17 protein-coding genes, 1 tRNA gene and 2 pseudogenes are annotated in these 21,670 nt (G+C 68.6%); 14 read left to right on the forward strand and 6 right to left on the reverse strand.

The window, feature by feature from the left end; all coding sequences use genetic code 11:
* The first annotated feature begins 32 nt into the window (after nt 1–32).
* Nucleotides 33–785: a Fic family protein gene (locus AC5Y5Z_RS13255; protein ID WP_499925658.1), complete on the forward strand. Its 753-nt coding sequence runs from the start codon at nt 33–35 to the stop codon at nt 783–785.
* Nucleotides 786–1,243: 458 nt separating this feature from the next.
* Here the strand turns inward: AC5Y5Z_RS13255 and AC5Y5Z_RS13260 are convergent, their stop codons facing one another.
* Nucleotides 1,244–2,101: an HAD-IB family hydrolase gene (locus AC5Y5Z_RS13260; RefSeq protein WP_463828765.1), complete on the reverse strand. Its 858-nt coding sequence runs from the start codon at nt 2,099–2,101 to the stop codon at nt 1,244–1,246.
* Between the two features lie 482 nt (nt 2,102–2,583).
* Here AC5Y5Z_RS13260 and ssd point away from each other — a divergent pair, with 482 nt between their 5' ends.
* From ssd to AC5Y5Z_RS13295, 7 genes are read left to right on the forward strand one after another with little or no spacing between them, the layout of a single operon-like run.
* A complete protein-coding gene (gene ssd / locus AC5Y5Z_RS13265; protein WP_499925660.1) occupies nt 2,584–3,636 on the forward strand; it encodes a septum site-determining protein Ssd in 1,053 nt (350 codons plus the stop codon).
* Nucleotides 3,633–4,799, forward strand: coding sequence for a TadA family conjugal transfer-associated ATPase (locus tag AC5Y5Z_RS13270; RefSeq protein ID WP_499925514.1), 1,167 nt, complete (start codon nt 3,633–3,635; stop codon nt 4,797–4,799). The genes ssd and AC5Y5Z_RS13270 overlap by 4 nt, the downstream gene beginning before the upstream one ends.
* Nucleotides 4,796–5,596, forward strand: a complete 801-nt coding sequence (locus tag AC5Y5Z_RS13275; RefSeq protein ID WP_499925515.1) for a type II secretion system F family protein — start codon at nt 4,796–4,798, stop codon at nt 5,594–5,596. The genes AC5Y5Z_RS13270 and AC5Y5Z_RS13275 overlap by 4 nt, the downstream gene beginning before the upstream one ends.
* The gene (locus AC5Y5Z_RS13280) at nt 5,593–6,174 is read left to right on the forward strand and encodes a type II secretion system F family protein (protein WP_463828517.1); all 582 of its coding nucleotides are present in this window, start codon (nt 5,593–5,595) and stop codon (nt 6,172–6,174) included. The genes AC5Y5Z_RS13275 and AC5Y5Z_RS13280 overlap by 4 nt, the downstream gene beginning before the upstream one ends.
* Nucleotides 6,175–6,189: 15 nt before the next feature.
* Entirely contained in the window at nt 6,190–6,390 is a 201-nt protein-coding gene (locus tag AC5Y5Z_RS13285) for a DUF4244 domain-containing protein (RefSeq protein WP_463828518.1), read from the forward strand.
* 35 nt (nt 6,391–6,425) lie between these two features.
* Nucleotides 6,426–6,710, forward strand: a complete 285-nt coding sequence (locus AC5Y5Z_RS13290) for a TadE family type IV pilus minor pilin (RefSeq protein ID WP_499925517.1) — start codon at nt 6,426–6,428, stop codon at nt 6,708–6,710.
* Between the two features lie 16 nt (nt 6,711–6,726).
* The gene (locus AC5Y5Z_RS13295; protein ID WP_463828520.1) at nt 6,727–7,032 is read left to right on the forward strand and encodes an Rv3654c family TadE-like protein; all 306 of its coding nucleotides are present in this window, start codon (nt 6,727–6,729) and stop codon (nt 7,030–7,032) included.
* 34 nt (nt 7,033–7,066) lie between these two features.
* Here the strand turns inward: AC5Y5Z_RS13295 and AC5Y5Z_RS13300 are convergent, their stop codons facing one another.
* From AC5Y5Z_RS13300 to AC5Y5Z_RS13310, 3 genes are all read right to left on the reverse strand, one after another.
* A complete protein-coding gene (locus AC5Y5Z_RS13300; protein ID WP_499925518.1) occupies nt 7,067–8,089 on the reverse strand; it encodes a PAS domain-containing protein in 1,023 nt (340 codons plus the stop codon).
* A 549-nt stretch (nt 8,090–8,638) separates the two neighbouring features.
* Entirely contained in the window at nt 8,639–9,469 is an 831-nt protein-coding gene (locus tag AC5Y5Z_RS13305) for a PE family protein (RefSeq protein ID WP_499925519.1), read from the reverse strand.
* A 145-nt stretch (nt 9,470–9,614) separates the two neighbouring features.
* Nucleotides 9,615–11,942 (reverse strand): DEAD/DEAH box helicase, encoded by a 2,328-nt coding sequence (locus AC5Y5Z_RS13310; RefSeq protein WP_499925521.1) that lies wholly within the window; start codon nt 11,940–11,942, stop codon nt 9,615–9,617.
* Nucleotides 11,943–12,242: 300 nt separating this feature from the next.
* Between AC5Y5Z_RS13310 and cspA the strand changes: the two genes are divergently transcribed.
* The 3 genes from cspA to topA all read left to right on the forward strand — a co-directional run bounded on the left by cspA (nt 12,243) and on the right by topA (nt 16,211).
* A complete protein-coding gene (cspA, locus tag AC5Y5Z_RS13315) occupies nt 12,243–12,446 on the forward strand; it encodes a cold shock protein CspA (RefSeq protein WP_036363014.1) in 204 nt (67 codons plus the stop codon).
* Between the two features lie 174 nt (nt 12,447–12,620).
* A complete protein-coding gene (locus AC5Y5Z_RS13320) occupies nt 12,621–13,199 on the forward strand; it encodes a hypothetical protein (RefSeq protein WP_463828524.1) in 579 nt (192 codons plus the stop codon).
* 207 nt (nt 13,200–13,406) lie between these two features.
* Complete coding sequence (gene topA, locus AC5Y5Z_RS13325; RefSeq protein WP_499925522.1) at nt 13,407–16,211, forward strand: type I DNA topoisomerase; 2,805 nt, start codon at nt 13,407–13,409, stop codon at nt 16,209–16,211.
* A gap of 10 nt (nt 16,212–16,221) precedes the next feature.
* Here topA and AC5Y5Z_RS13330 read toward each other — a convergent pair whose 3' ends face one another.
* Nucleotides 16,222–17,877, reverse strand: a complete 1,656-nt coding sequence (locus AC5Y5Z_RS13330) for an adenylate/guanylate cyclase domain-containing protein (protein WP_499925662.1) — start codon at nt 17,875–17,877, stop codon at nt 16,222–16,224.
* Nucleotides 17,878–17,987: 110 nt separating this feature from the next.
* Between AC5Y5Z_RS13330 and AC5Y5Z_RS13335 the strand changes: the two genes are divergently transcribed.
* Both AC5Y5Z_RS13335 and AC5Y5Z_RS13340 read left to right on the forward strand, forming a co-directional pair.
* Entirely contained in the window at nt 17,988–19,205 is a 1,218-nt protein-coding gene (locus tag AC5Y5Z_RS13335; protein WP_499925523.1) for a DNA polymerase III subunit delta', read from the forward strand.
* 34 nt (nt 19,206–19,239) lie between these two features.
* Nucleotides 19,240–19,315, forward strand: a tRNA-Thr gene (locus AC5Y5Z_RS13340).
* Nucleotides 19,316–19,334: 19 nt separating this feature from the next.
* Here AC5Y5Z_RS13340 and AC5Y5Z_RS13345 read toward each other — a convergent pair.
* Nucleotides 19,335–20,349: pseudogene (locus AC5Y5Z_RS13345) on the reverse strand (tyrosine-type recombinase/integrase).
* On the opposite strand from AC5Y5Z_RS13345, the pseudogene AC5Y5Z_RS13350 reads away from it, so the two are divergent.
* Nucleotides 20,348–21,507, forward strand: a pseudogene (locus AC5Y5Z_RS13350) (IS3 family transposase). The pseudogenes AC5Y5Z_RS13345 and AC5Y5Z_RS13350 sit on opposite strands and share 2 nt — an antisense overlap.
* The last annotated feature ends 163 nt before the right edge of the window (nt 21,508–21,670 follow it).

The raw sequence follows: 21,670 nt of genomic DNA on the forward strand, positions 1-21,670 counted from the left end.
GGCTCTCTGTGACCGACCCGCTGGCTCCGCTGATGGACCTGCCCGGTGTCGCCGAAGCCAGCGACCGGGCGCGTGAGGCGCTGGGTCGGGCGCACCGGCACCGGGCCAACCTGCGCGGCTGGCCGGTGACCGCCGCCGAGGCGTCGTTGCGCGCGGCACGGGCGTCGTCGGTGCTCGACGGCGGGCCGGTGCGCCTGGACGACGTGGCGGAGGCCGCCACCCAGCACGGTGGCGTCAGTGATCCCGTGTTCGGCGGTGCGCTGCGGGTGGCCCAGGCGCTGGAAGGTGGCAGCGGCCCGCTGATCGCGGTCTGGCAGAAGGCGCCGCTGCAGGCACTGGCCCGATTGCACATGCTTGCCGCCGCCGACCAGGTCGACGCCGACCGGCTCGGCCGGCCGCGGACCGATCCGGAGATCGGTCCGCGCCTCGAGTTGCTGGCCGACCTGGTGACTCGCCCGACAGCAGCATCGGCGGCCGTAGTTGCTGCGGTGGCGCACGGGGAGTTGTTGACGCTCAAGCCATTCGGCAGCGGTGACGGGGTGGTGGCCCGCGCGGTGTCGCGGTTGGTGACGATCGCACGGGGGCTCGATCCGCACGGGCTGGGAGTGCCGGAGGTGAACTGGATGCGGCAGTCCGCCGCGTACCGGGACGCCGCGCTGAAGTTCGCCTCGGGCTCGCCCGACGGAGTCGCGGCGTGGTTGGTGCTGTGTTGCCGGGCGATCAGAGCCGGTGCGCAGGAGGCGCTGATTATTGCTGAATCAGTAACCGGCGGCCCGCCGAAATAACCCTGCGACAAATGCGAAGCGGGCGGCGACACGAAGATTTCGAATCGCCGCCCGCCAACACGGTTCTCGGTTACCAAGCGTGCATTATGTGGGCTGCGTGGGTGGCCTCGGCGCGTTTGCGACACTTCCTGCTGCAGCCCCACCCAAAGGGCCGTCGCGGCATTCCATCTTCGCAATTACGCAGGCCCGCAACACTTCTGCCATTATCGCGGCTATGACTCCGCGTGGGTGCCGGGAACCGTGCTGGGTGCCCGGGTCGGGAGATCGAACCTTCTCTTCCGGATCGACCTTGGCCTCACCGGGCTGCCGTGTCTCCTTTGTACTACTAGAGCACTGGCACAGCAAGGGGCTGACGCCTCAAAGTTGCGCAACGGATTCGGCTCGTGCGCGAAAAGTGTTTGCTGCCGTGGCGTTTGGGAAAGCTGGGGCGACGTCCGTCGGCGCCCTGTCGCCGGAGACTAGAACGCGAAGCGCCGCAACAGCGCGTAGGTGACGGCGCCGGCAGCCACCGCGGTGACACCCACCGCGGCCGTCGTCGCGATCGCGGCACCCGACGGCGCCGGGATCCGGTCGCGCAACGAGACCGGCCGGGAGAACGACAACACCGGCCAGCCGCGGTCCAGGGCCTCCCTGCGCAACCCGCGGTCAGGGTTGACGACCGACGGGTGGCCGACGATCTCCAGCATCGGCAGGTCGGTGATCGAGTCGGAGTACGCGTAGCAGTGCTCCAGCGGATACCCCTCGCGCACGGCCAGCTCGCGGATCGCTTGGACCTTGCCTTCGCCGTAGCAGTAGAACGCGATCTCGCCGGTGTACTTGCCATCCTCGACCACCATCCGGGTCGCCATGGCATGCGTGGCGCCCAGGGCACGGGCGATCGGCGCGACGATCTCCTCACCCGATGCCGATACCACCACGACGTCACGGCCACACAATTTGTGCGCAGCGATCAGATCGGCGGCCTCGGCGAACACCAGCGGCGTCACGATGTCGTGCAGCGTCTCGCTGACGATCGACTTGACCTGTTCGACGTCCCACCCGATGCACATATTGGCCAGGTGAGCTCGCATTCGGTCCATCTGGTCATGATCTGCCCCGGAGAGCAGGAAGATGAATTGCGCGTAGCTGGACTTCAAAACGGCACGACGGTTAAGCAGCCCCTGCGCAAAGAAGGGTTTGCTGAACGCCAGCGTGCTCGACTTGGCGATGATGGTCTTGTCCAAATCGAAGAAAGCGGCGGTGCGCAGGCCCGGCACTGTCGGTCCCGGTATTTGCGGCGAGACTTGCTGCTGCGCGGCCGGGTCGGGGACGGTCACCGATCCAGCATAGGTCCGGGATGCGGCAAACCCGTGATCTCCGGCCCGAATTGAGCGCACGAATACGAAGGGTGTCTTTCTCCGGTCGGTGTTTTCACGGCTCAGGCGGCACTTTCGGTTGGTTGAGTACTTGCGTGAAGCCCGGCTGGCATGTGTATAGTAAGCATTACTCGGCCGTGAGCCGAGGGTGTATCAGCCCGACCCCCCGGGGCTGATACACGACGACCCTCGCCTCCTCCCCCCCTGGCGGGGGTCGTCCCTTTTCTGGGGTAAAAAATTCACTGCTACGGGTCTCAGAACCCGTTTGTCGACCATTGCCGAAATAGCGCTTGGTCGCGAAGTCGCGCCATTCAGCGAACATTTGTACACAGACCGGACTTTCTCCACAAATTGGCCTTCGGCACTGGCGGGCAATACCGGTGGCGCGCCAGCGTAGAAGGGTGACCAATTCCCCGCGCACCGCCGGCTCCGGCGTGCTGGCGATGCTGACCGATTCGCATCTGCGCGAGGAGCTGGATCGCGTCGGCGCCGCCGTCGGCGCGCGGGTGGTGCATACCGGTGCCCACACCCCGGTGAGCAGGAAAACGTGGCTGGCCGCGGCCGCGGTGGTGCTCGATTCGGACGCAGCGCAGTGCTGTGCGCAGTCCGCGCTGCCCCGTCGCGCCCACGTGAGCGTGTTGACCGGTGCTGAGTCCGGCACGGCGACCTGGGCGGCCGCCGTCGCCGTCGGCGCCGAGCAGGTGCTGCGGATGCCCGAGCAGGAAGCGGACCTGGTGTGCGCACTGGCGGAAGCGGCCGAATCGGCGCGTGATGTCAGGCGGCGTGGCCAGGTCCTTGCGGTCGTCGGCGGCTGCGGCGGGGCGGGGGCATCGCTGTTCGCCGCCGCCGTCGCGGAGGTCGCCGGAGAGTCGCTGCTACTCGACCTGGATCCGTGGGGTGGCGGCATCGACCTGTTGATGGGCGACGAGGCGTCGCCGGGGCTGCGGTGGCCCGACCTGGCGCTGCAGGGTGGTCGGCTGAACTGGTCGGCGGTGCGGGACGTGCTGCCGCGGCGCCGCGAGATCAGTGTCCTGTCCGGCACCCGGCACGGCCGCGAGCTGGACGCCGCACCGGTGGAGGCGATCGCCGAAGCCGGCCGCCGCGGCGGAGTCACCGTGGTGTGCGACCTGCCGCGGCGTCTGTCCGAGGCCAGCCACGTCGCACTGGCCGCCGCCGATCTGGTGGTGCTGGTCAGCCGGTGTGATGTGCGGGCTTGCGCAGCCACTGCCACGATCGCGCCGGTGCTGGCCGCGATCAATCCGAATGTCGGCGCGGTGGTGCGCGGTCCGTCCCCAGGGGGGTTGCGTGCGGCCGAGGTCGCCGAGATCGCGGGCGTGCCGTTGCTGGCATCGATGCGTGCCGAACCGCACCTCGCCGAACGACTGGAGCACGCCGGGCTGCGGCTGGGGCGGCGATCGGCGTTGGCGGCGGCGGCGCGCCGCGTCGTCGGCGTGTTGGCAAGCCGCCGAACGACGCTGGACGGCCGCGCGGCATGAACGGCTCGCTGATCGAACGCGTCCGGGAACGGCTGGCAACCGAGTCGGGACCGCTGCGGCCCAACGTGGTGGCCGCGGCGATTCGTGCCGAGTCCGGCGGCATTCTCGGCGACACCGAGGTGTTGGCGAACCTGCGGCTGCTGCAGACCGAACTGACCGGCGCCGGCATCCTGGAACCATTGCTGTGCGCCGACGGCACCACCGATGTCATGGTGACCGCGCCCGACTCGGTGTGGGTTGATGATGGAAACGCATTGCGACGCAGCAATATTCGGTTTCCCGACGAGGCGGCGGTGCGGCGGTTGGCGCAACGGCTGGCGCTGGCGGCCGGCCAGCGGCTCGACGATGCCCAGCCGTGGGTGGACGGACAGCTGGCCGGGATCGGCGCACGCGGGTTCGCGGTGCGCCTGCACGCGGTGTTGCCGCCGGTGGCGGCGGGCGGTACCTGCCTGTCCCTGCGGGTGTTGCGGCCGGCAACGCAGGATCTCGCGGCGCTGGCCGCCGCCGGGGCGTTGACCCCCGTAGCCGCCGAGCTGGTGGCCGGGATCATCACCGCCCGGCTGGCGTTCCTGGTGTGCGGTGGCACCGGGGCCGGCAAGACGACGCTGTTGGCCGCGATGCTCGGCGCGGTCTCACCGGCCGAGCGGATCGTGTGCGTCGAGGATGCCGCCGAGTTGGCGCCGGCACACCCACATCTGGTGAAGCTGGTCGCGCGGCGGGCCAACGTCGAAGGTGTCGGTGAGGTGACCGTGCGCCAACTCGTCCGCCAGGCGCTGCGCATGCGCCCGGACCGGATCGTGGTCGGAGAGGTCAGAGGGGCCGAAGTGGTCGACCTGCTGGCCGCGCTGAACACCGGACACGAAGGCGGTGCGGGCACCGTGCATGCCAACAGCCCGGGTGAGGTACCGGCCCGGCTGGAGGCGCTCGGCGCGCTCGGCGGGCTGGACCGGGCCGCGCTGCACACCCAGCTCGCCGCGGCCGTGCGGGTGCTGTTGCATGTCTCGCGCGACCGGTCCGGACGACGCCGGCTGGTCGAGATCGCCACGCTACGGCAGGCCGGGGACGGGCGGGTGCACGCGGTGCCGGCGTGGCACGCTGATCACGGGATGGCCGCTCCCGCAGCGGATCTGCTCGCGTTGTTGCCGGCCGGGGCGCGGCCATGACGGGTTGGCAGCTCGCCGCTCTGCTGTTGGCGATGGCCTTGCTGGTGGCGCCCGGCTCGCCGCGGCGTCGACTCCGGGCGGAGGGTGCCGTCCACCGTCGATTCGCGGTCACTGCCCGCGGTGTCGGTTGGTTGTGCGGCTGCGTGTTCATGCTGGCTGCGACGGTTTTGCCGGTGACGGTAGCCGCCGCGCTGGCTGTGGTCGGGGTTACGACGGGGGTGCGGTACCGGCGTCGACGCAACGCCCGCAGTGCGATGGCAGAGGGCGCGGCGCTGGAAGCCGCCCTCGAGGTCCTGGTCGGCGAACTCCGGGTGGGTGCCCACCCGGTGCGGGCCTTCGAGGCCGCCGCCGGGGAAACCGGCGGCGCAGTGTCGGTCGCGCTGCGGGGCGTCGCGGCGCGGGCCAGGATGGGTGCCGACGTGCCGGCCGGCCTACGCGCGGCCGCGCACACGTCGGCAATGCCTGCCCATTGGGAACGCATCGCGGTGTGCTGGCAGCTGGCCAGTGAACACGGCCTGGCTATCGCCGGGCTGATGCGGGCCGCGCAACGCGATATCACTGAGCGGCAACGGTTTTCGGCAAAGGTGGGTGCGGGCCTGGCCGGTGCGCGCGCCACTGCGGTCATTCTGGCCGGGCTGCCGGTGCTCGGCGTGGCGCTCGGGCAACTGATCGGGGCGCGGCCGTTGACGTTTCTGTGCTCCGCACCCGGGGGGTGGTTCCTGCTTGTCGGTACCACGCTGATCTGCACCGGGCTGTGGTGGTCGGATCGGATCACCGATCGGGTGACTCCGTCATGACTAGCGCCGCGCTCTTGCTGGCCGCCGCCCTGTGGTGCGGGGCGGGACCTGCGGCGGCACGTCATCGGGCCGGGTTGGCTGCCCACGCGGCGCAGTCGCCGCCCCGCGCGTCGGGCGGGCCGGATCCGCTGGGGGCGGCATCCACCTTGGACGTGCTTGCGGTATGCCTGACGGCCGGCATGGCGGTGTCGACGGCAGCGTCCGCCACCGCCGGATCCGCGCCGCCTCGCCTTGCTGCGGTGCTGCGGCGGGCCGCCGACCTGCTGGCGCTGGGCGCTGACGCCGGCGTCGCCTGGTCGGCTCCGGCTGGCCGGGTACCGGATACGCAGGTGGATGGCCTGCTGCGGTTGGCGCGGCGATCGGCGGCATCAGGTGCCGCGCTTGCCGACGGTCTGGCCGAACTGGCTGCCCAGACCCGCCACGATGCCGCGCATGCGGCCGGCGCAGCCGCCGAGCGGGCCGGGGTACTGATCGCCGGTCCGCTGGGCCTGTGTTTTCTGCCGGCCTTCGTGTGCCTGGGCATCATCCCGGTGGTGGCCGGGTTGGCCGGCGGTGTTCTGCAATCAGGTCTGTTGTGAGAAGGGAAATGGTTGATGTTCAATATATTTCGTCTGTTCAGGGCGCGCATGACGCTGTTGGTTGTGGACGAGTCCGGCATGTCCACCGTCGAGTATGCGATCGGCACCATCGCGGCGGCGGCGTTCGGCGCCATCCTCTACACCGTCGTCACCGGCGACTCGGTCGTGTCGGCGCTGAACCACATCATCGGTCGCGCGCTGAGCACCAACGTCTAGTCGCCAGTGCCGGTTCGAGCACCGTCGAGGCCGCGTTGGCGCTCGCGGCCCTGGTGGTGGTCCTGGTGTTGTGCCTGGCCGCGATCACCGCGGTGTCGATGCAGGTGCGCTGCGTCGATGCGGCCCGCGAGGCTGCCCGGTTGGCGGCGCGCGGCGACCCGGGCGCTGTCGAGGTGGCCCGAAGCATCGCGCCGCCGGGGGCTCGGGTCGCGGTGCGCCGGGATGGCGATCTGCTGGTTGCCACCGTGGTCGCGCATTCAAAGCTGTTGCCGCACCTTGATATTGCGGCCCGGGCGGTGTCGGCGACTGAACCGGGGTGAGGACGGCGCCGCCACGGTGCTTGCGGTTGCAATCATCGCGGCGCTGCTCTGCGTGACTGCGGCGGGTGCCTGGCTGGGCTGTGTCGTGGTGGCCCGGCATCGCGCCCAGGCCGGCGCCGACCTGGCCGCCCTGGCGGGGGCTGCACAGGTGCCGCAGGGCGCATCCGCGGCCTGTGCCCGGGCCGCGGCGGTGGCCCGGGCGATGGGCGTTGCCACCGCCGGATGCCGGGTGGACGGTCTTGACGTGATCGTCGAGGTCCAGGTGCCGGTCGCGCACGCCGGCACCGCACGGGCCTCGGCGCGGGCCGGGCCGGTCGGTTGAGCCAGCCGGCCCGGATACCTTGCCGCTCCGGCGGCTACGCCGACGGAAAGTCTGCGTCGGCGATCTCGCCGTCGGTCGGCAACCGCAGCGAGAGGAGCCCGGCGAAGGTGTCCGGCTCGATCTCGACCCGGTTGACGGTGACATGCACCGGCACCCAGTCGGTGTCGGTGCCGGGCAGTCGCAGCACCCGACTGGTCGCACCCTCGGCGAATTCCGTTGTCATGGCGGCCACCAGACCCTCGTCGTCCGGATGGACGCGTTGCCGGTCGTCCTCGTTGCCGCGCCAGTCGTAGAACGGAGCGGGGTCGTCCAGCCATTTGAGCAGGGTCCAGGTCTTGAGGTCGACGAGGGCGCGATGGACACCGGCCTGCGCGAGGCCCTTGAGGATCCGCTGCGCCAGGTCGTCGGTGGCCACCGCTGGACCTTTGCGCTCTGCCCGCCAGTTCATCGCCCGCGCCACCAGATGATCACGGCCGTCAGGTCCGGGTTCGATCGCACTGCGCGCGGTGAACCCGATCCTGATCGGATTGCCCTGCCAATCGGTGAGATCCCAAGTGCTGCACAGCGTTTGACCCGGCTCAGCCCGGATCGCCATGGCCAGGACCTTGGTTTCGTTGGGGTTGAGCTCGCGAGACGGCAGATCCTCGGCGAATGCCCTGCCGTAGGTGACCTCGGCCTCGGGGTTCTTGCCGCTGTTGGCCAGTGATTCGGGAGTGTCGGTAGCCACGCCGCGGGTGAGGTCCCATTTCAGCGGCCCCGGCATTGGTCGCTCGGGCGGTTCCTCGTCGATCGGACCGCTCCACACGTGCACCCCGTGAATTCGGCCGTCCGACATCACCACCGGTTCGGTGCGGATGACGCGGTCACTCTTGGGGGTGATGCTGCTGAGGGCCTGGCCGGTCTGCACCGACTCGGCGATCGCCGTCTTGATCGACGCGAGATACGGGCTGCGCCGCAGGAACGAGGTGATCGGGACGAGGTTCTTGAGTTGACGCCCCTGCGCTACGACGGCGGGCTCGTCTCCCAGCGTCTCCACGAGCAACCAGTCGTGGCCCATAGGCGCAGTTTACTGATCCGGTGATCGGCCACGGACACCGCCGGGGGGTGGCGCCGGCCGGGAGCCATCGTTGCGTTTGCTGCGTAATAGTGTTGCAGCAAAAGCGGATACAGTGTGCGCCCGCGGGGCGTGGGTCTACCCGTACCGCGCTGCGCCCGTCATGCTGACGACGACGTCAAAACCGTTGTCCCGCAGCCCCGGCGCATCCCGGTCGTCACGCAACGGTCGTTCTATGACCGGCGGTCAGTTGAGTGCGCGGGTAGGTATTTCACGCCCCTGCAACATATCTCGGTTTATTGCCAACTTGTTTGTCATACCGTCCGACGGGTTTGTCCGAATAGACTTCGTAAAATGGGTGCTTGTCGTGTTGCAATTGAGGCTTCACGCCAGGTAGGTTTCTGCTGCGCTGGAGTTTCAGCAGAGTGGACGGATTTGTGTTGGCAGACCGTCGAATAGTGGATCCGTGGAGGTCGACCGTCGAGGGGTCGGTCGCCCGTCCAACGGATTAGTCACCGGGATTGCACAGCAATCCTTTTGATGATCCTCGGCCTAGGGCCGATTGGTTGCCCTCGATTCCGGTGTCGGAACAGGCGGGCAATAGACCCCTCCGGCTCCACCGGAACCGCGACTGGCCATGCTCGTCCGGCAACCATGGGCCATGCCGCCGCTGCCGCCGCCGCGGGAGTTGAGGATCACCACGGTGGCGCCGCCACGGGGTCTGTCGGCGACCGGTCCGGCGAGTTGTCGTGCGGACAACCCGCTGGGTGACGACAGCGGAGAGCTGTCGGACTTTCGGGCGCTGAGCGCGGGGCCGGCGATCCTGGGGCGGCCCGCCTCGGCACCGGACAGCCACCGGGTGGCACGACCGCCCGACTCGCCGGTCGGAACCCCGACTCGGCCCGCTGCGCCGACACCGATCAGACCAGTCACCGCACTTCTCGACTCACCGCCGGGGGGCGCGCCCGATCCGCGGTTGCCCTCCATCGTGCTGCCGGCGACCTCCGGACGGTGGCCGGCGGCGTGGTTGTCGGAGCGGCCGACGGATTCGCGTTGCGTGGTGACGGCAGGCTCGGCAACGGTGCTGCCGGTGGCGGCGACGTTGTCGGACTCCGCGGCCGCATACGCGCCCGCACCGGATCGGAGCAACTGCACAAAGTCCTGGTGGAACGCCTCCGCCTGAGCGCCGAGCGTCTGGTATCCCTGCGCGTGCCCGTTGAAGAACGCGGCAACCGCGGCCGATACCTGATCCCGGGCCGAGGCCACCAGACCCGTCGTCGGGGCCGCCGCCACGGCGTTGGCCCTGCTGATCGTGGCACCGATGCCGGCCAGGTTGGTGGCCGTGCTGCCTATGGTGCCGGGCGCCGCGTTGACATGAGACATGCGACACCTCCGACTCGATTGTCGACAGACTCGGCCAGTGTCTGATCGCCATCACCGTGCAATGGATAAATGCACTGTAAGGTCATTTCGCCGAATCGAAAAGCAATTCTTTCCGGCTGTGTCGCAAAGCGGCCCATCGGCCGATTCACCCCACCGCCCGGGCGGCCCCACCGTCCAACGCCGCCAGCACCATTTGCAGCACCAGCACGGCGCCGGCCTTGTCCAACGGGTCGTTGCCGTTGCCGCATTTGGGCGACTGCACACACGACGGACATCCGCTGGGGCATTCGCAGGCTTCGATGGCCGCGGCGGTGGCACCCAGCCAGGTGGCCGCCCGGTGAAAGCCGCGTTCGGCGAAGCCCGCCCCGCCCGGATGGCCATCGTAAACGAACACCGTCGGCAGCCCGTCGGGACCGACCGCGGTGGACAGCCCGCCGATGTCACCGCGGTCGCAACTGGCTACCAGGGGAAGCAGGCCGATCGCGGCGTGCTCGGCGGCGTGCAGCGCACCGGGTGTCCTGCTGAGGTCAATCCCGTTCGCGTCCAACGCTTCCGGCTCGACGGTGTACATCACCGAGACCGTCGGCAACGAACTCTGCGGCATGCTGAGTTCGACGAAGTCGATCACTTCGCCGTCGATCCGTCGACGTAGGTATCCGACCACCTGGTGGGTCACCGTCACCGGCACCAGACCGAGGGTGACCGCACCGAACGCGGACCGCTCGCCGTATCCGGTGACCGCGATATCGGTGATCTCCCGGGCGAACGTCGCATAGCCGGGGTCCTCTGCATGCACCAACGCGATGCCGTCCTCGAGGTCCAGCGAGTCGACGACGTAGCTCTCACCCTGATGCAGGTAGACCGCTCCGGGATGGATCGAGGCCGGCGCCTGTCCCACGCCGGTGCTGCCCAGCAGACGTCCGGTGTCGGCTTCGACGATCACGATCTGGCCGCCGATGGAACCGCGGATGTCCACGGCCCCATGGGGTTCGACGCCCGGTGCGGGAAAGTACCTGCCGCCCCGGCGTTTCAGCAGTCCGTCGTCGACCAGTCCGTCGGCCACCCGCACCGCGTCCATCGACCGGACCTCGGCTTCTTCGAGTGGCAGTTCCGTTGCAGCACAGAGTAGTTGAGGACCCAGAATGTAGGGATTGGTGGGGTCGATCACGACCCGTTCGACGGGCTTGCCCAGCAGCGCGGCCGGATGGTGGACGAGGTAGGTGTCCAGCGGATCGTCGCGGGCCACCAGCACCACCAGTGCGCCCTGACCGCGCCGTCCCGACCGGCCGGCCTGCTGCCAGAACGACGCGACGGTGCCCGGGAACCCGGCCAGCACCACCGCGTCCAGACCGGCGATGTCGACACCGAGTTCGAGAGCGTTGGTGGTGGCCAGTCCCCGCAGTCGACCGTCGGCCAGGGCCTGTTCCAGCGCGCTGCGGTCCTCGGCCAGATACCCGGCGCGGTAGGACGCCACCAGCGACGACAGCTCCGGGGCGACCTCTTCCAACCGGACCCGGGCTCCCAACGCCGTCAGCTCGGCACCCCGGCGGGAACGCACGAAAGTCAGCGTCTGCGCTCCCTCCACGATCAGGTCGCCCATCACCCGCGCCGCCTCGGCGCCCGCCGACCGGCGCACCGGGGCGCCGTGCTCGCCGAGCAGGTCGGTGCGCAACGCCGGCTCCCACAACGCCACCGTGCGGCCGCCCTGGGGTGATCCGTCGTCGAGCACTTCGACGACGTGCTGACCGATCAGTTCGGTGGCCGTCGTGCCGGGAGAGTCGGTGGTCGCACTGGCGAAGATCACGGTCGGATACGACGAATAGCGCGCGCAGAGGCGGAGCAACCGGCGCAGCACCATCGCCACATTCGAGCCGAAAACACCGCGGTAGTAGTGGCATTCGTCGACGATCAGGAAGCGCAGACCGCGCAGCAGCACCGCCCACCGGGGGTGGTTGCGCAGGATCGACAGGTGGATCATGTCGGGATTGGAGAACAGCCACCGCGAGCGCTCCCGGGCGAAGCGGCGCACTTCGGCGGCGGTGTCGCCGTCATAGGCGGTGGGTGCGACATCGGCCAGAGCGGGCACGGCTGTCGTCAGGGCGTGCGCTACCCGCAACTGGTCATGACCCAGCGCCTTGGTCGGCGACAGGTACAGCACCCGCGCGCGGGGGTCGGTTGCCAGCGCGCTGAGCACCGGCAGCTGGTAGGCCAGCGACTTGCCCGACGCGGTACCAGTGCTCACCACCACGTGACGACCCTCGTGGGCCAGTTCGGCGGCCTGCACCTGATGTGACCAGGGTGCGCGGATGCCGCGGTCGGTGAATGCACGCACCACGTCGGGCGGCGCCCACTGCGGCCAGGCCCCGGGACGCCCCGGTCGCGGTGGCAATTCGGCGACGTGACGCAGCGGATGTTCGCCGGATGCGGTGCCGGCGAGGGCGGCGGCAAGCAGTTCGCTGCCGAAGCTCGCCATCGCGTGCCTTTCTGGGTCGTAGTGGTGCGCTCCCGGGGTCCGCGGGTGACGCAGACGTAAATTGGGCGACCTGCGCTGACTTCAGGCTGTCGCCGACGCGACGAACGTGGTTGACTGGGTGCGGTCGCAGCTTCTGTGTTCGTGTAAAACTTTCGCAGGATCGACGTTGCGGTCGCGGTTCCTGCGAGGTTATCTGTCGGGTGAAATTCCGGCGACTCCGAGAAGGTATGGCGGTCGCAGCGGGCCCGGGGCACCCGAACAGCGGTGCCCTGCACCCAGAAGAGAAGGAAATATCGAGAAATGCCACAGGGAACTGTGAAGTGGTTCAACGCGGAGAAGGGGTTCGGCTTCATCGCCCCCGAAGATGGATCCGCTGACGTCTTTGTCCACTACACGGAAATCCAGGGGACGGGCTTCCGCACCCTCGAAGAGAACCAGAAGGTCGAATTTGAGATCGGCCATAGCCCTAAGGGCCCCCAGGCCACCGGAGTCCGCTCCGTTTAATCCGAGCAGATTCTGACGTAGCCCCCCGGCGCAGCCCCGCACTCGCGGAAACCGCCGGGGGGTTTTCGTTTCATCGGGGCCTCGCGTCCCACGTCCCCCCGCCGTCGTAGCGCGGTGCCGCCGCGCCGCGCGCGGAGCCGCCGCCGACTCCCCGGCTGGCCTACTGTCTGTGGCGTGAGCCAGCTTTCCTTCTTCGCCGCGGAATCGGTGCCGCCCGCGGTCGAAGATTTGTGCGGGCTGCTGGCTGCCCCCGGTCAGATCGTCATGGTTGGCACGGGTGCCAGGTTGTCAGTGGTGGTCGAGCAGTCGTGGCGGGCCGCCGCCCTGGCGGACATGATCACCGAGGCCGGATTGGTCCCCGAGATCACCCGGACCGACGAAGACCACCCGCTGGTCCGGACGGCGGTGGACGCCCGGCTGTGCAGTATCGCCACCGAGTGGACGCGCGGCGCGGTCAAGACCGTGCCACCGCGCTGGGTGCCCGGCCCGCGGGAGTTGCGGGCGTGGATCCTGGCGGCCGGCGCACCGGATGCCGACCGTTACCTGCTCGGGCTGGATCCGCACGCGCCGGACACACATTCGCCGCTGGCGTCGGCGCTGATGCGGGTCGGGATCGCACCAACCCTGATCGGCACCCGGGGAGCCCGCCCGGCGCTTCGGATCAGTGGCCGTCGCAGGCTATCGCGCCTGGTAGAGAACGTCGGAGAAGCTCCTGACGACCCCGAGGCGGCCGGCCAGTGGCCGCGCGTTTGACGGGTTGCCGGGGCACGGCGGAGAGCCGGTCGGTTTGCGCGGGCGCGCCTATTGGTGCGAAATTGGCAGTTGCCCGCGGGGGCGAACGGACGGCGGCGAGCCTCAACGGACCGGATTATCGGGAATTTCAGGGCGCCGACCTGTCATTCTTCCCCGCGAAGGCGGTTCCGCCAGGGAACCGACACAGGAGATGGAGCGTAGGCGCAGGTGGCTGACCGGAGGGCTAGCAGCGGCAGGAACGGGAACACCCGGCGATTGGTGATCGTCGAGTCGCCCACCAAAGCGCGCAAACTCGCCGGTTACCTGGGATCCAACTACATCGTCGAATCCTCGCGGGGGCATATCCGCGACCTGCCGCGCGCCGCCGCTGACGTGCCGGCGAAGTTCAAGTCCGAGCCGTGGGCCCGCCTCGGGGTCAACGTCGATGCCGACTTCGAGCCGCTGTACATCATCAGTCCGGAGAAGAAGAGCACCGTCACCGAGCTGAAGGGCCTGCTCAAAGACGTCGATGAGCTCTACCTGGCCACGGATGGCGACCGCGAGGGGGAGGCCATCGCCTGGCATCTGATGGAGACCCTGAAGCCGCGCGTCCCGGTCAAACGGATGGTTTTCCACGAGATCACCGAGCCGGCCATTCTCGAGGCCGCTGCGAACCCGCGCGACCTGGACATCGACCTGGTCGACGCTCAGGAGACCCGCCGCATCCTGGACCGGCTGTACGGCTACGAGGTCAGCCCGGTGTTGTGGAAGAAAGTGGCGCCCAAACTCTCTGCCGGCCGCGTGCAATCGGTGGCCACCCGCATCATCGTCCAGCGCGAACGCGACCGGATGGCGTTCCGCAGCGCTTCCTACTGGGACATCCTGGCCAAGCTGGACGCCAGCGTGTCGGACCCCAAGGCGCAGCCGCCGACCTTCGCGGCGCGTCTGACCAGCGTCGACGGTCTGCGCGTGGCTACCGGTCGCGACTTCGACTCGCTGGGCCAACTCCGCAAGGCCGACGAGGTCACCGTCCTGGACGAAGCGGGCGCCACCGCGATCGCCACCGGACTGCAGGGCGCCCAGCTGGCCGTGGCGTCGGTGGAGGAAAAGCCCTACACCCGGCGGCCGTATCCCCCGTTCATGACCTCGACGCTGCAGCAGGAGGCGGGCCGCAAATTGCGGTTCTCCTCGGAGCGCACCATGAGCATTGCGCAGCGGCTCTACGAGAACGGCTACATCACTTATATGCGGACCGACTCCACGACGCTGTCGGAGTCGGCTATCGGCGCCGCGCGCAACCAGGCACGCCAGCTCTACGGCGAGGAATACGTGTCGCCGTCGCCGCGCCAGTACACCCGCAAGGTGAAGAACGCCCAGGAGGCACACGAGGCGATCCGGCCGGCCGGTGAGACATTCGCCACACCCGATGCGGTGCGCCGCGAACTCGACGGCGACGAATTCCGGCTGTACGAGCTGATCTGGCAGCGCACGGTGGCATCGCAGATGGCCGACGCGCGCGGCACCACGCTGAGCCTGCGCATCGAGGGCCGGTCCGGAGAACGGGACGTGATCTTCTCGGCCTCCGGGCGCACCCTGACGTTCCCGGGCTTCCTCAAGGCATACGTGGAGACCGTCGACGAATTGGCCGGTGGCGAGGCCGACGATGCCGAACGTCGGCTGCCGCAACTCACCCCGGGCCAGCGGTTGGACGCCGTCGAGCTGACCCCGGACGGGCACTCCACCAACCCGCCCGCGCGCTACACCGAGGCCTCGCTGGTCAAGGCGCTGGAGGAGCTGGGCATCGGCCGTCCGTCCACGTACTCCTCGATCATCAAGACCATCCAGGACCGCGGTTACGTGTACAAGAAGGGCAGCGCCCTGGTGCCGTCCTGGGTGGCGTTCGCCGTAATCGGGCTGTTGGAACAACATTTCGGTCGTCTGGTGGACTATGACTTCACCGCGGCGATGGAGGACGAACTCGACGCCATCGCCTCGGGCAGCGAGCGACGCACCAACTGGCTCAACAACTTCTACTTCGGCGGCGAACACGGCGTGCCCGACTCGGTGGCCCGCGCCGGCGGCCTGAAGAAACTGGTCGGTGTCAACCTGGAAGGCATCGACGCCCGAGAAGTCAACTCCATCAAGGTGTTCGACGACGCGCAGGGGCGTCCGGTCTATGTCCGGGTCGGCAAGAACGGTCCGTACCTGGAACGCACGGTGACCGGTGACGACGGCGAACCGACGCCGCAACGGGCCAACTTGAACGACTCGCTGACTCCCGACGAGCTGACTCTGGATGTGGCAGAAGAACTTTTCGCCACTCCGCAGGAGGGGCGGGTGCTGGGCGTGGACCCGCAGACGGGACACGAGATCGTGGCCAAGGACGGCCGCTACGGGCCTTACGTGACCGAGATCCTGCCGAAGTCGCCGGACGATGACGGCGACGCCGCGCCGGCCAAGAAGGGCAAGAAGCCGACGGGTCCCAAGCCGCGGACGGGTTCGCTGCTGCGCAGCATGGACCTGCAGACGGTGACGCTCGAGGACGCGCTGAAGTTGCTGTCGCTGCCGCGGGTGGTCGGGGTGGACCCGGCCTCCGGCGAGGAGATCACCGCGCAGAACGGGCGGTACGGCCCATACCTCAAGCGCGGCACCGACTCTCGATCGCTGACCACCGAGGACCAGATGTTCACCATCACCCTCGACGAGGCGCTGAAGATCTACTCCGAGCCGAAACGGTCCGGGCGCCAAGCTGCTTCGGCCCCGCCGCTGCGCGAGCTGGGCGCCGACCCGGCGTCGGGCAAGCCGATGGTGATCAAGGACGGCCGATTCGGCCCCTACGTCACCGACGGGGAGACCAACGCCAGCCTGCGCAAGGGTGACGACGTCATGTCCATCACCGACGAGCGCGCCGCTGAATTGCTGGCCGACCGGCGGGCCCGCGGTCCGGTGAAGCGGACCGCGAAGAAGACGGCACGCAAGGCGACGTCGGCCGCCAAGAAGGCACCGGCCAAGCGCGCCGCCAAGCGCACTTAGTCGCCGGCCGTTACGGGGTCGCCTGCGTGGCGACCTGCTCGGTTTGCGGCGAAACCTGATCCAGCCCGGCCAGATTCAGTGGACGCGCCAACTGCGTGGGGGCGATGCGGCCGCGCAGTTCGACCACCTCGCCCACGTCCCAGCACAGTGCCTCGGCATCCAGGGCGCCGCTTACCGCGATCGCCGATGCCAGCACGTGGCCTTCTTCCAGCTTGGCCAGTTCGGTAAGACGGGCGGCCTCGTTGACCGGGTCGCCGATGACGGTGTACTCGAAGCGGGCCTGGGCGCCGATGTGGCCGGCGATGGCCCGGCCGGCGGACACCCCGATGCCGAATTCGGCAGATCCCAGCACCGGGATGAGCTCGTCGTGCAGCGCGCGCGCCGCGGCCAGCGCTGCGCCGGCGCCGTCGGGGTGTTCGATCGGCGCACCGAAGATCGCCAGCGCGGCGTCGCCCTGGAACTTGTTGACGAACCCGCCGTACCGCCCGACGGTCTCGACCACAACCCGGAAGAACTCGTTGAGCAGGTGCACCACCTCGGCCGGCGGTCGCGTCGCGGCCAGCTGGGTGGAGCCGACCAGATCCACGAACAGGACCGCGACGTCGCGTTCCTGGCCGCCCAGCTCGGTGCCGCGCTCGAGTGCCCGGCGTGCCACGTCCTCACCCACGTAGCGACCGAAGAGGTCGCGCAGCCGCTGCCGCTCGGACAAATCGCGGACCATGTCGTTGAACCCGGCCTGCAGCAGCCCCAGTTCGCTGGCATCGTAGATCTGCATGTGCGCGTTGTAGTTGCCGCGCTGCACCTCCGACAGGGCCCAGCGCAGCTGGCGCAACGGGTCGGCGATCGACATCGAGACCAGCAGCGTGCTGGCGGCGCCGATGGCCAGCGCCGCCAGCGCCAGCAGCAGGATCGGATTGAACAGGCTCTCCGCCGAAGCGTGCAGCAGCGAGATCTTGTCCGACACCACGGCCAGGATGATCGCCAGCAGCGGCACGGCGGTGGAGAGCACCCAGGTGAGCATCAGGCGCAGGATGACGCCGGGGGCCCGGACGTTCTCCGGCACGCCGCTGCGCAGCGCGGCGACCGCCACCGGCCGCAACACCCGCTCGGACTGCAGGTAGCCGATGATTCCGGTGGCGGTGGCGCCCAGGGCGTTGGCGACCATCACCACCGGCGCGGCGTGGCGGGCCACCGACCAGCTCGCGATGACGAACACCACGCTGCCGACGGCCCAGGAGCCCGCGCTGATCAGGGTGCGGTAGAACGGCATCCGCAGGGCGCGGGTGCGGGCCAATTCGGAAGTGGACGGGTCGGCTTCGACGAGCAGGTTGTCGCGGCGCTGCCACCGGAAGACCGGCACCAGCAACTCGAGGTTCCAGGCGAATCCCGCGAGGAACAGGAACACCACCGAGCAGATGAAGATCGTGACGTTCGCCGGCGGCAGGTCCTGCAGCTGGATGCGGTCGCGGGGCGGCAGGCCGTAGCGCAGGAAGCCGAGCACGAACAGGCCGCCGATGATGTCGGCCTGCAGCATGCTCAGCGAGAACACCGGCCACGGCGTACGTATCACCCAGCGGGCGAATGCGCTGATTCGCCTGGGGAAGCTTGCGGCCGTGGTCACGCAACTACCGTATCGGTCAGCGGGGACAGGCCGGTAACCAAAAATTGCTTCGGCAAGTCGTCCGACGTGGGCAGATGATGGCCGAAGGTCACGAAACTGTCGCGAAACGGATGCTGATCGGTATCTGTCGGGGGTGCTCACTACTGTTGCCGATCATGACGGGCGTGTTTACGCGGCTGGTAGGCCAGCAAGTAGTGGAGGACGAGCTGCTGGCTGCTGCCCGGGCTGCCCGACGTACTGTCCAGGGTGATCAGGGTCACGCAGGCCAGCGAGCCGGGACTATGACACATGCCTGGCTGATCACCGGTCCGCCGGGTTCCGGCCGCTCAGTGGCCGCGTTGTGCTTCGCGGCGGCGCTGCAGTGCACCTCGTCGGCAGATCCGGGGTGCGGCGACTGCCGAGCCTGTACGACGACGATGGCGGGCACCCACGCCGACGTGCGGCGGGTGATTCCGGAAGGCCTGTCGATCGGTGTGGACGAGATGCGCGCGATCGTGCAGATCGCGTCGCGGCGCCCGACGACCGGGCACCACCAGATCGTGGTGATCGAAGACGCCGACCGGTTGACCGAGGGTGCCGCCAACGCGCTGCTCAAGGTCGTCGAAGAGCCGCCCCCGTCCACGGTATTCCTGCTGTGCGCCCCCTCGGTGGATCCGGAGGACATCGCGATCACGCTGCGCTCCCGGTGCCGGCACGTCGCGCTGGTGACCCCGTCGACCGAGGCCATCGCCCAGGTGCTGATCGGAGGCGACGGCCTTGATGCCGCGACCGCGAACTGGGCGGCGTCGGTCAGCGGCGGCCACGTGGGGCGGGCACGGCGGCTCGCCACCGACCCCGACGCCCGCACGCGGCGCGAGCAGGCGCTGGAGTTGGTTCGCGACGCCGCCCGACGGTCGGGGGCCTACGCCGCCGCCGAGGAGTTGGTGGCCGCCGCCGAAGCAGAGGCCGTCGCCCTGACCGCCGAGCGCGCCGAAGCCGAGACCGAGGAACTGCGTACGGCGCTGGGGGCGGGCGGGACCGGCAAAGGCGTCGCCGGCGCGATCCGTGGCTCCGCCGGGGCGATCAAGGACCTGGAGCGACGGCAGAAGTCTCGGCATACCCGCGCCTCACGCGATGCTCTGGACCGGGCCTTGATGGACCTGGCCTCGTATTTCCGGGATGCGGTGCTGGTCTCGGCCGGCGCCGGGTCGGTGCGGCCCAACCATCCCGACATGGCTGAGCGAGTGGGTTCGCTGGCCGCGCACGCCAGCCCCGAGCGGTTGCTGCGCTGTGCGGAGGCCGTGCTGGAATGCCGCGAGGCGCTGGCGATCAACGTCAAGCCCAAGTTCGCCGTCGACGCCATGGTGGCCACGATTGGGCAGGAGCTACGGTAGCCACGTAGACTCGTCCCGCCCGCGACAGGGCACCGCCGCCTTAGCTCAGTCGGTAGAGCGATTCACTCGTAATGAATAGGTCAGGAGTTCGATTCTCCTAGGCGGCTCCATCTACCAGCGGAAATGCAGCTACACAGAACCGCTGGACCCATGAGAACCCGGTCCACCTGATACTTTCCTGATACTTTCAGCCGCCACTTTCCCCGACGCGAATCTGTCCAGCGTGTTCCGCACATCCGGGCCGCGAATGTGACGCTGCAGGTAATGCGCTTCGGTGGTGGCCAGCTTCGAGTGGCTCAGTTGCTGCTGCGCTAACGCCGGCCCAGGTCGTCGCGGACCACGGTGGCCACCGTGCGGCGAAACGAGTGCGGTGTGACCCACCGAAGATCTGCGGGCAGCGCGGTCCGTAGCGCCCGCCGCAGATTGCAAAGCGACATCCAGCCGCCCTCCCTGTTGGCGAACACCGGCCCGGACGGGCCGTCTCGCCCAGGAGTACCGTGAAGGCCTCCACGCCGAACTGGGGCAGCACCACGGTATGCTCCGGAGCGTCGCCCTTGCGGGCTTCCTGGCGGTGCAGCCCCTTGCCTGGGATCCGTTGGTGGTCGACCAGGGTGCCCGAGATTGTCACAGTCGGGGGGTCCGCGAGCAGATCGACATCTGACCACCGCAATGCCAGCACCTGACTCGGGTGTGCGCCGGTCGCGGCCAGCACTTCGATGAACGCCGGCAGCAGTCGGCCGGGCTTCGGGCCGCCATGCCCCTCGCGGCTTGCGTACGCGTCGACCGCGGCCCGCACTCGCTCGAACTCGGCGGGTGTCATCGCGCGGGCTGGCTTCCTGTGCAGCTTCGCGGTCTTGGTCTCCACGATCGGATTCACCGCCAGGACGTCAAAGCGCACGGCCAACGAGAACATCCCGCGCAGAATTATCCGCAGATAGCCGGCCTGAGACGTTGTCGTTGCCGCCACGCCCTGAATGTGCGCGTTGGCCCGCGACGTCGGAAGCTCAGTCACCCGCAGCGCGCCTAGCTGGCCGGCGCCATACTTGGGTCTGCTGCACGGATGGGTGACATCTTGACCTGACCCACCGTCTGGGTTCCAGATTCGGTGACTACCTGACGGCCTGTACGAAAGTCTGACCGTCATGCCGCGCCCGTATCCTGCCGAGTTCCGTGCCCGAGCGATTGCCCTCGTGCGCGCCGGCAAGCCGCAGAAGCAGACCGCCGACGATCTGGGTATCCACCCGGTCACGCTGTCCAAGTGGATCAAACAGGACGACATCGACCGCGGCATACGCCCCGGTGTCCCGACGTGCGAATCAACAGAGTTGCGAGCAGCGCGGCGAAGGATCCGCGAGCTGGAAACCGAGCTTGCCATCGTGCGCCAGGCCGCCACGGTCCTCGGTGAGGACAAGCCCCGCCCAAAAGCCTGTACCCGGTGATCGACCGACTCGTCGACGCCGGGGCGCCTGTGGATCGCTGCTGCCTCATTCTCGGTGTGACCCGGCAGAATTACTACAAGCACAAGCGAAAACCGATCACAGCCACTCAGCTGCGCCGGCAGTGGTTGACCGGACTGATCCGCGAGATCCATGTCGCTTCCCGCGGCACCTACGGCTATCGTCGCGTCCACGCCGAACTCACCCTCGGTATGGGGATCACAGTATGCCCACGCACGGTTTCGGTCCTGATGACGCTCGCCGGCATCTACGGCCTGCCCGGTCCGATCCGGGTCAAACGGTTGCGCGGCGTAGTGACCGCCGATGATCTGGTGAACCGCAAGTTCCACCGGCTGGCGCCAAATGAGTTGTGGTTCACCGACATCACCCAACACAGGACCCGGGAAGGATGGCTGTACTGCTGTGCTGTCCTGGATGCGTTCAGCCGCCGCATCGTGGGCTGGTCGATGGACTCGAAGGCCGATGCGACTTTGGTGGTCAATGCGTTGGACATGGCCATCCGCAACCGCCGCCCATCACCCGGTGGCATCGTTCACGCTGATCACGGAACCCAGTTCACCTCTTGGGTTTTCGGCGAGAAGATCCGCGCCGCGGGGCTTTTGCCGTCCTTTGGGACGATCGGCGACGGGCTGGACAATGCCATGATGGAGAGCTTCTGGTCTTCGATGCAAATCGAGCTGCTCGACCGCCAGAAATGGAAGACCCGCGTCGAGCTGGCCAACGCGATCTTCGACTACCTCGAAATCTTCCATAACCGCCGACGCCGCCACTCCGCGCTCGGCTACCGCACCCCGGTCGAATACGAACTATCCTTCACCAACAACACCCTCACCGCCGTCAGTTAGTCACCGAAAATGGAACCCAACAGGTGGGTCAGGTCAAAACTGTCACCTGACGGTGCAGCAGACCCTTTCAGGGTGTTCGGTATCGGACTGAGCGGACGTGGAGGGCGGCGTTCGCGAGGTTCCTGGCGGCCCGTGACGCCTGGGCTCAAGAACATGAGGGCGC

Source organism: Mycobacterium sp. NGS29 (assembly GCF_059812965.1).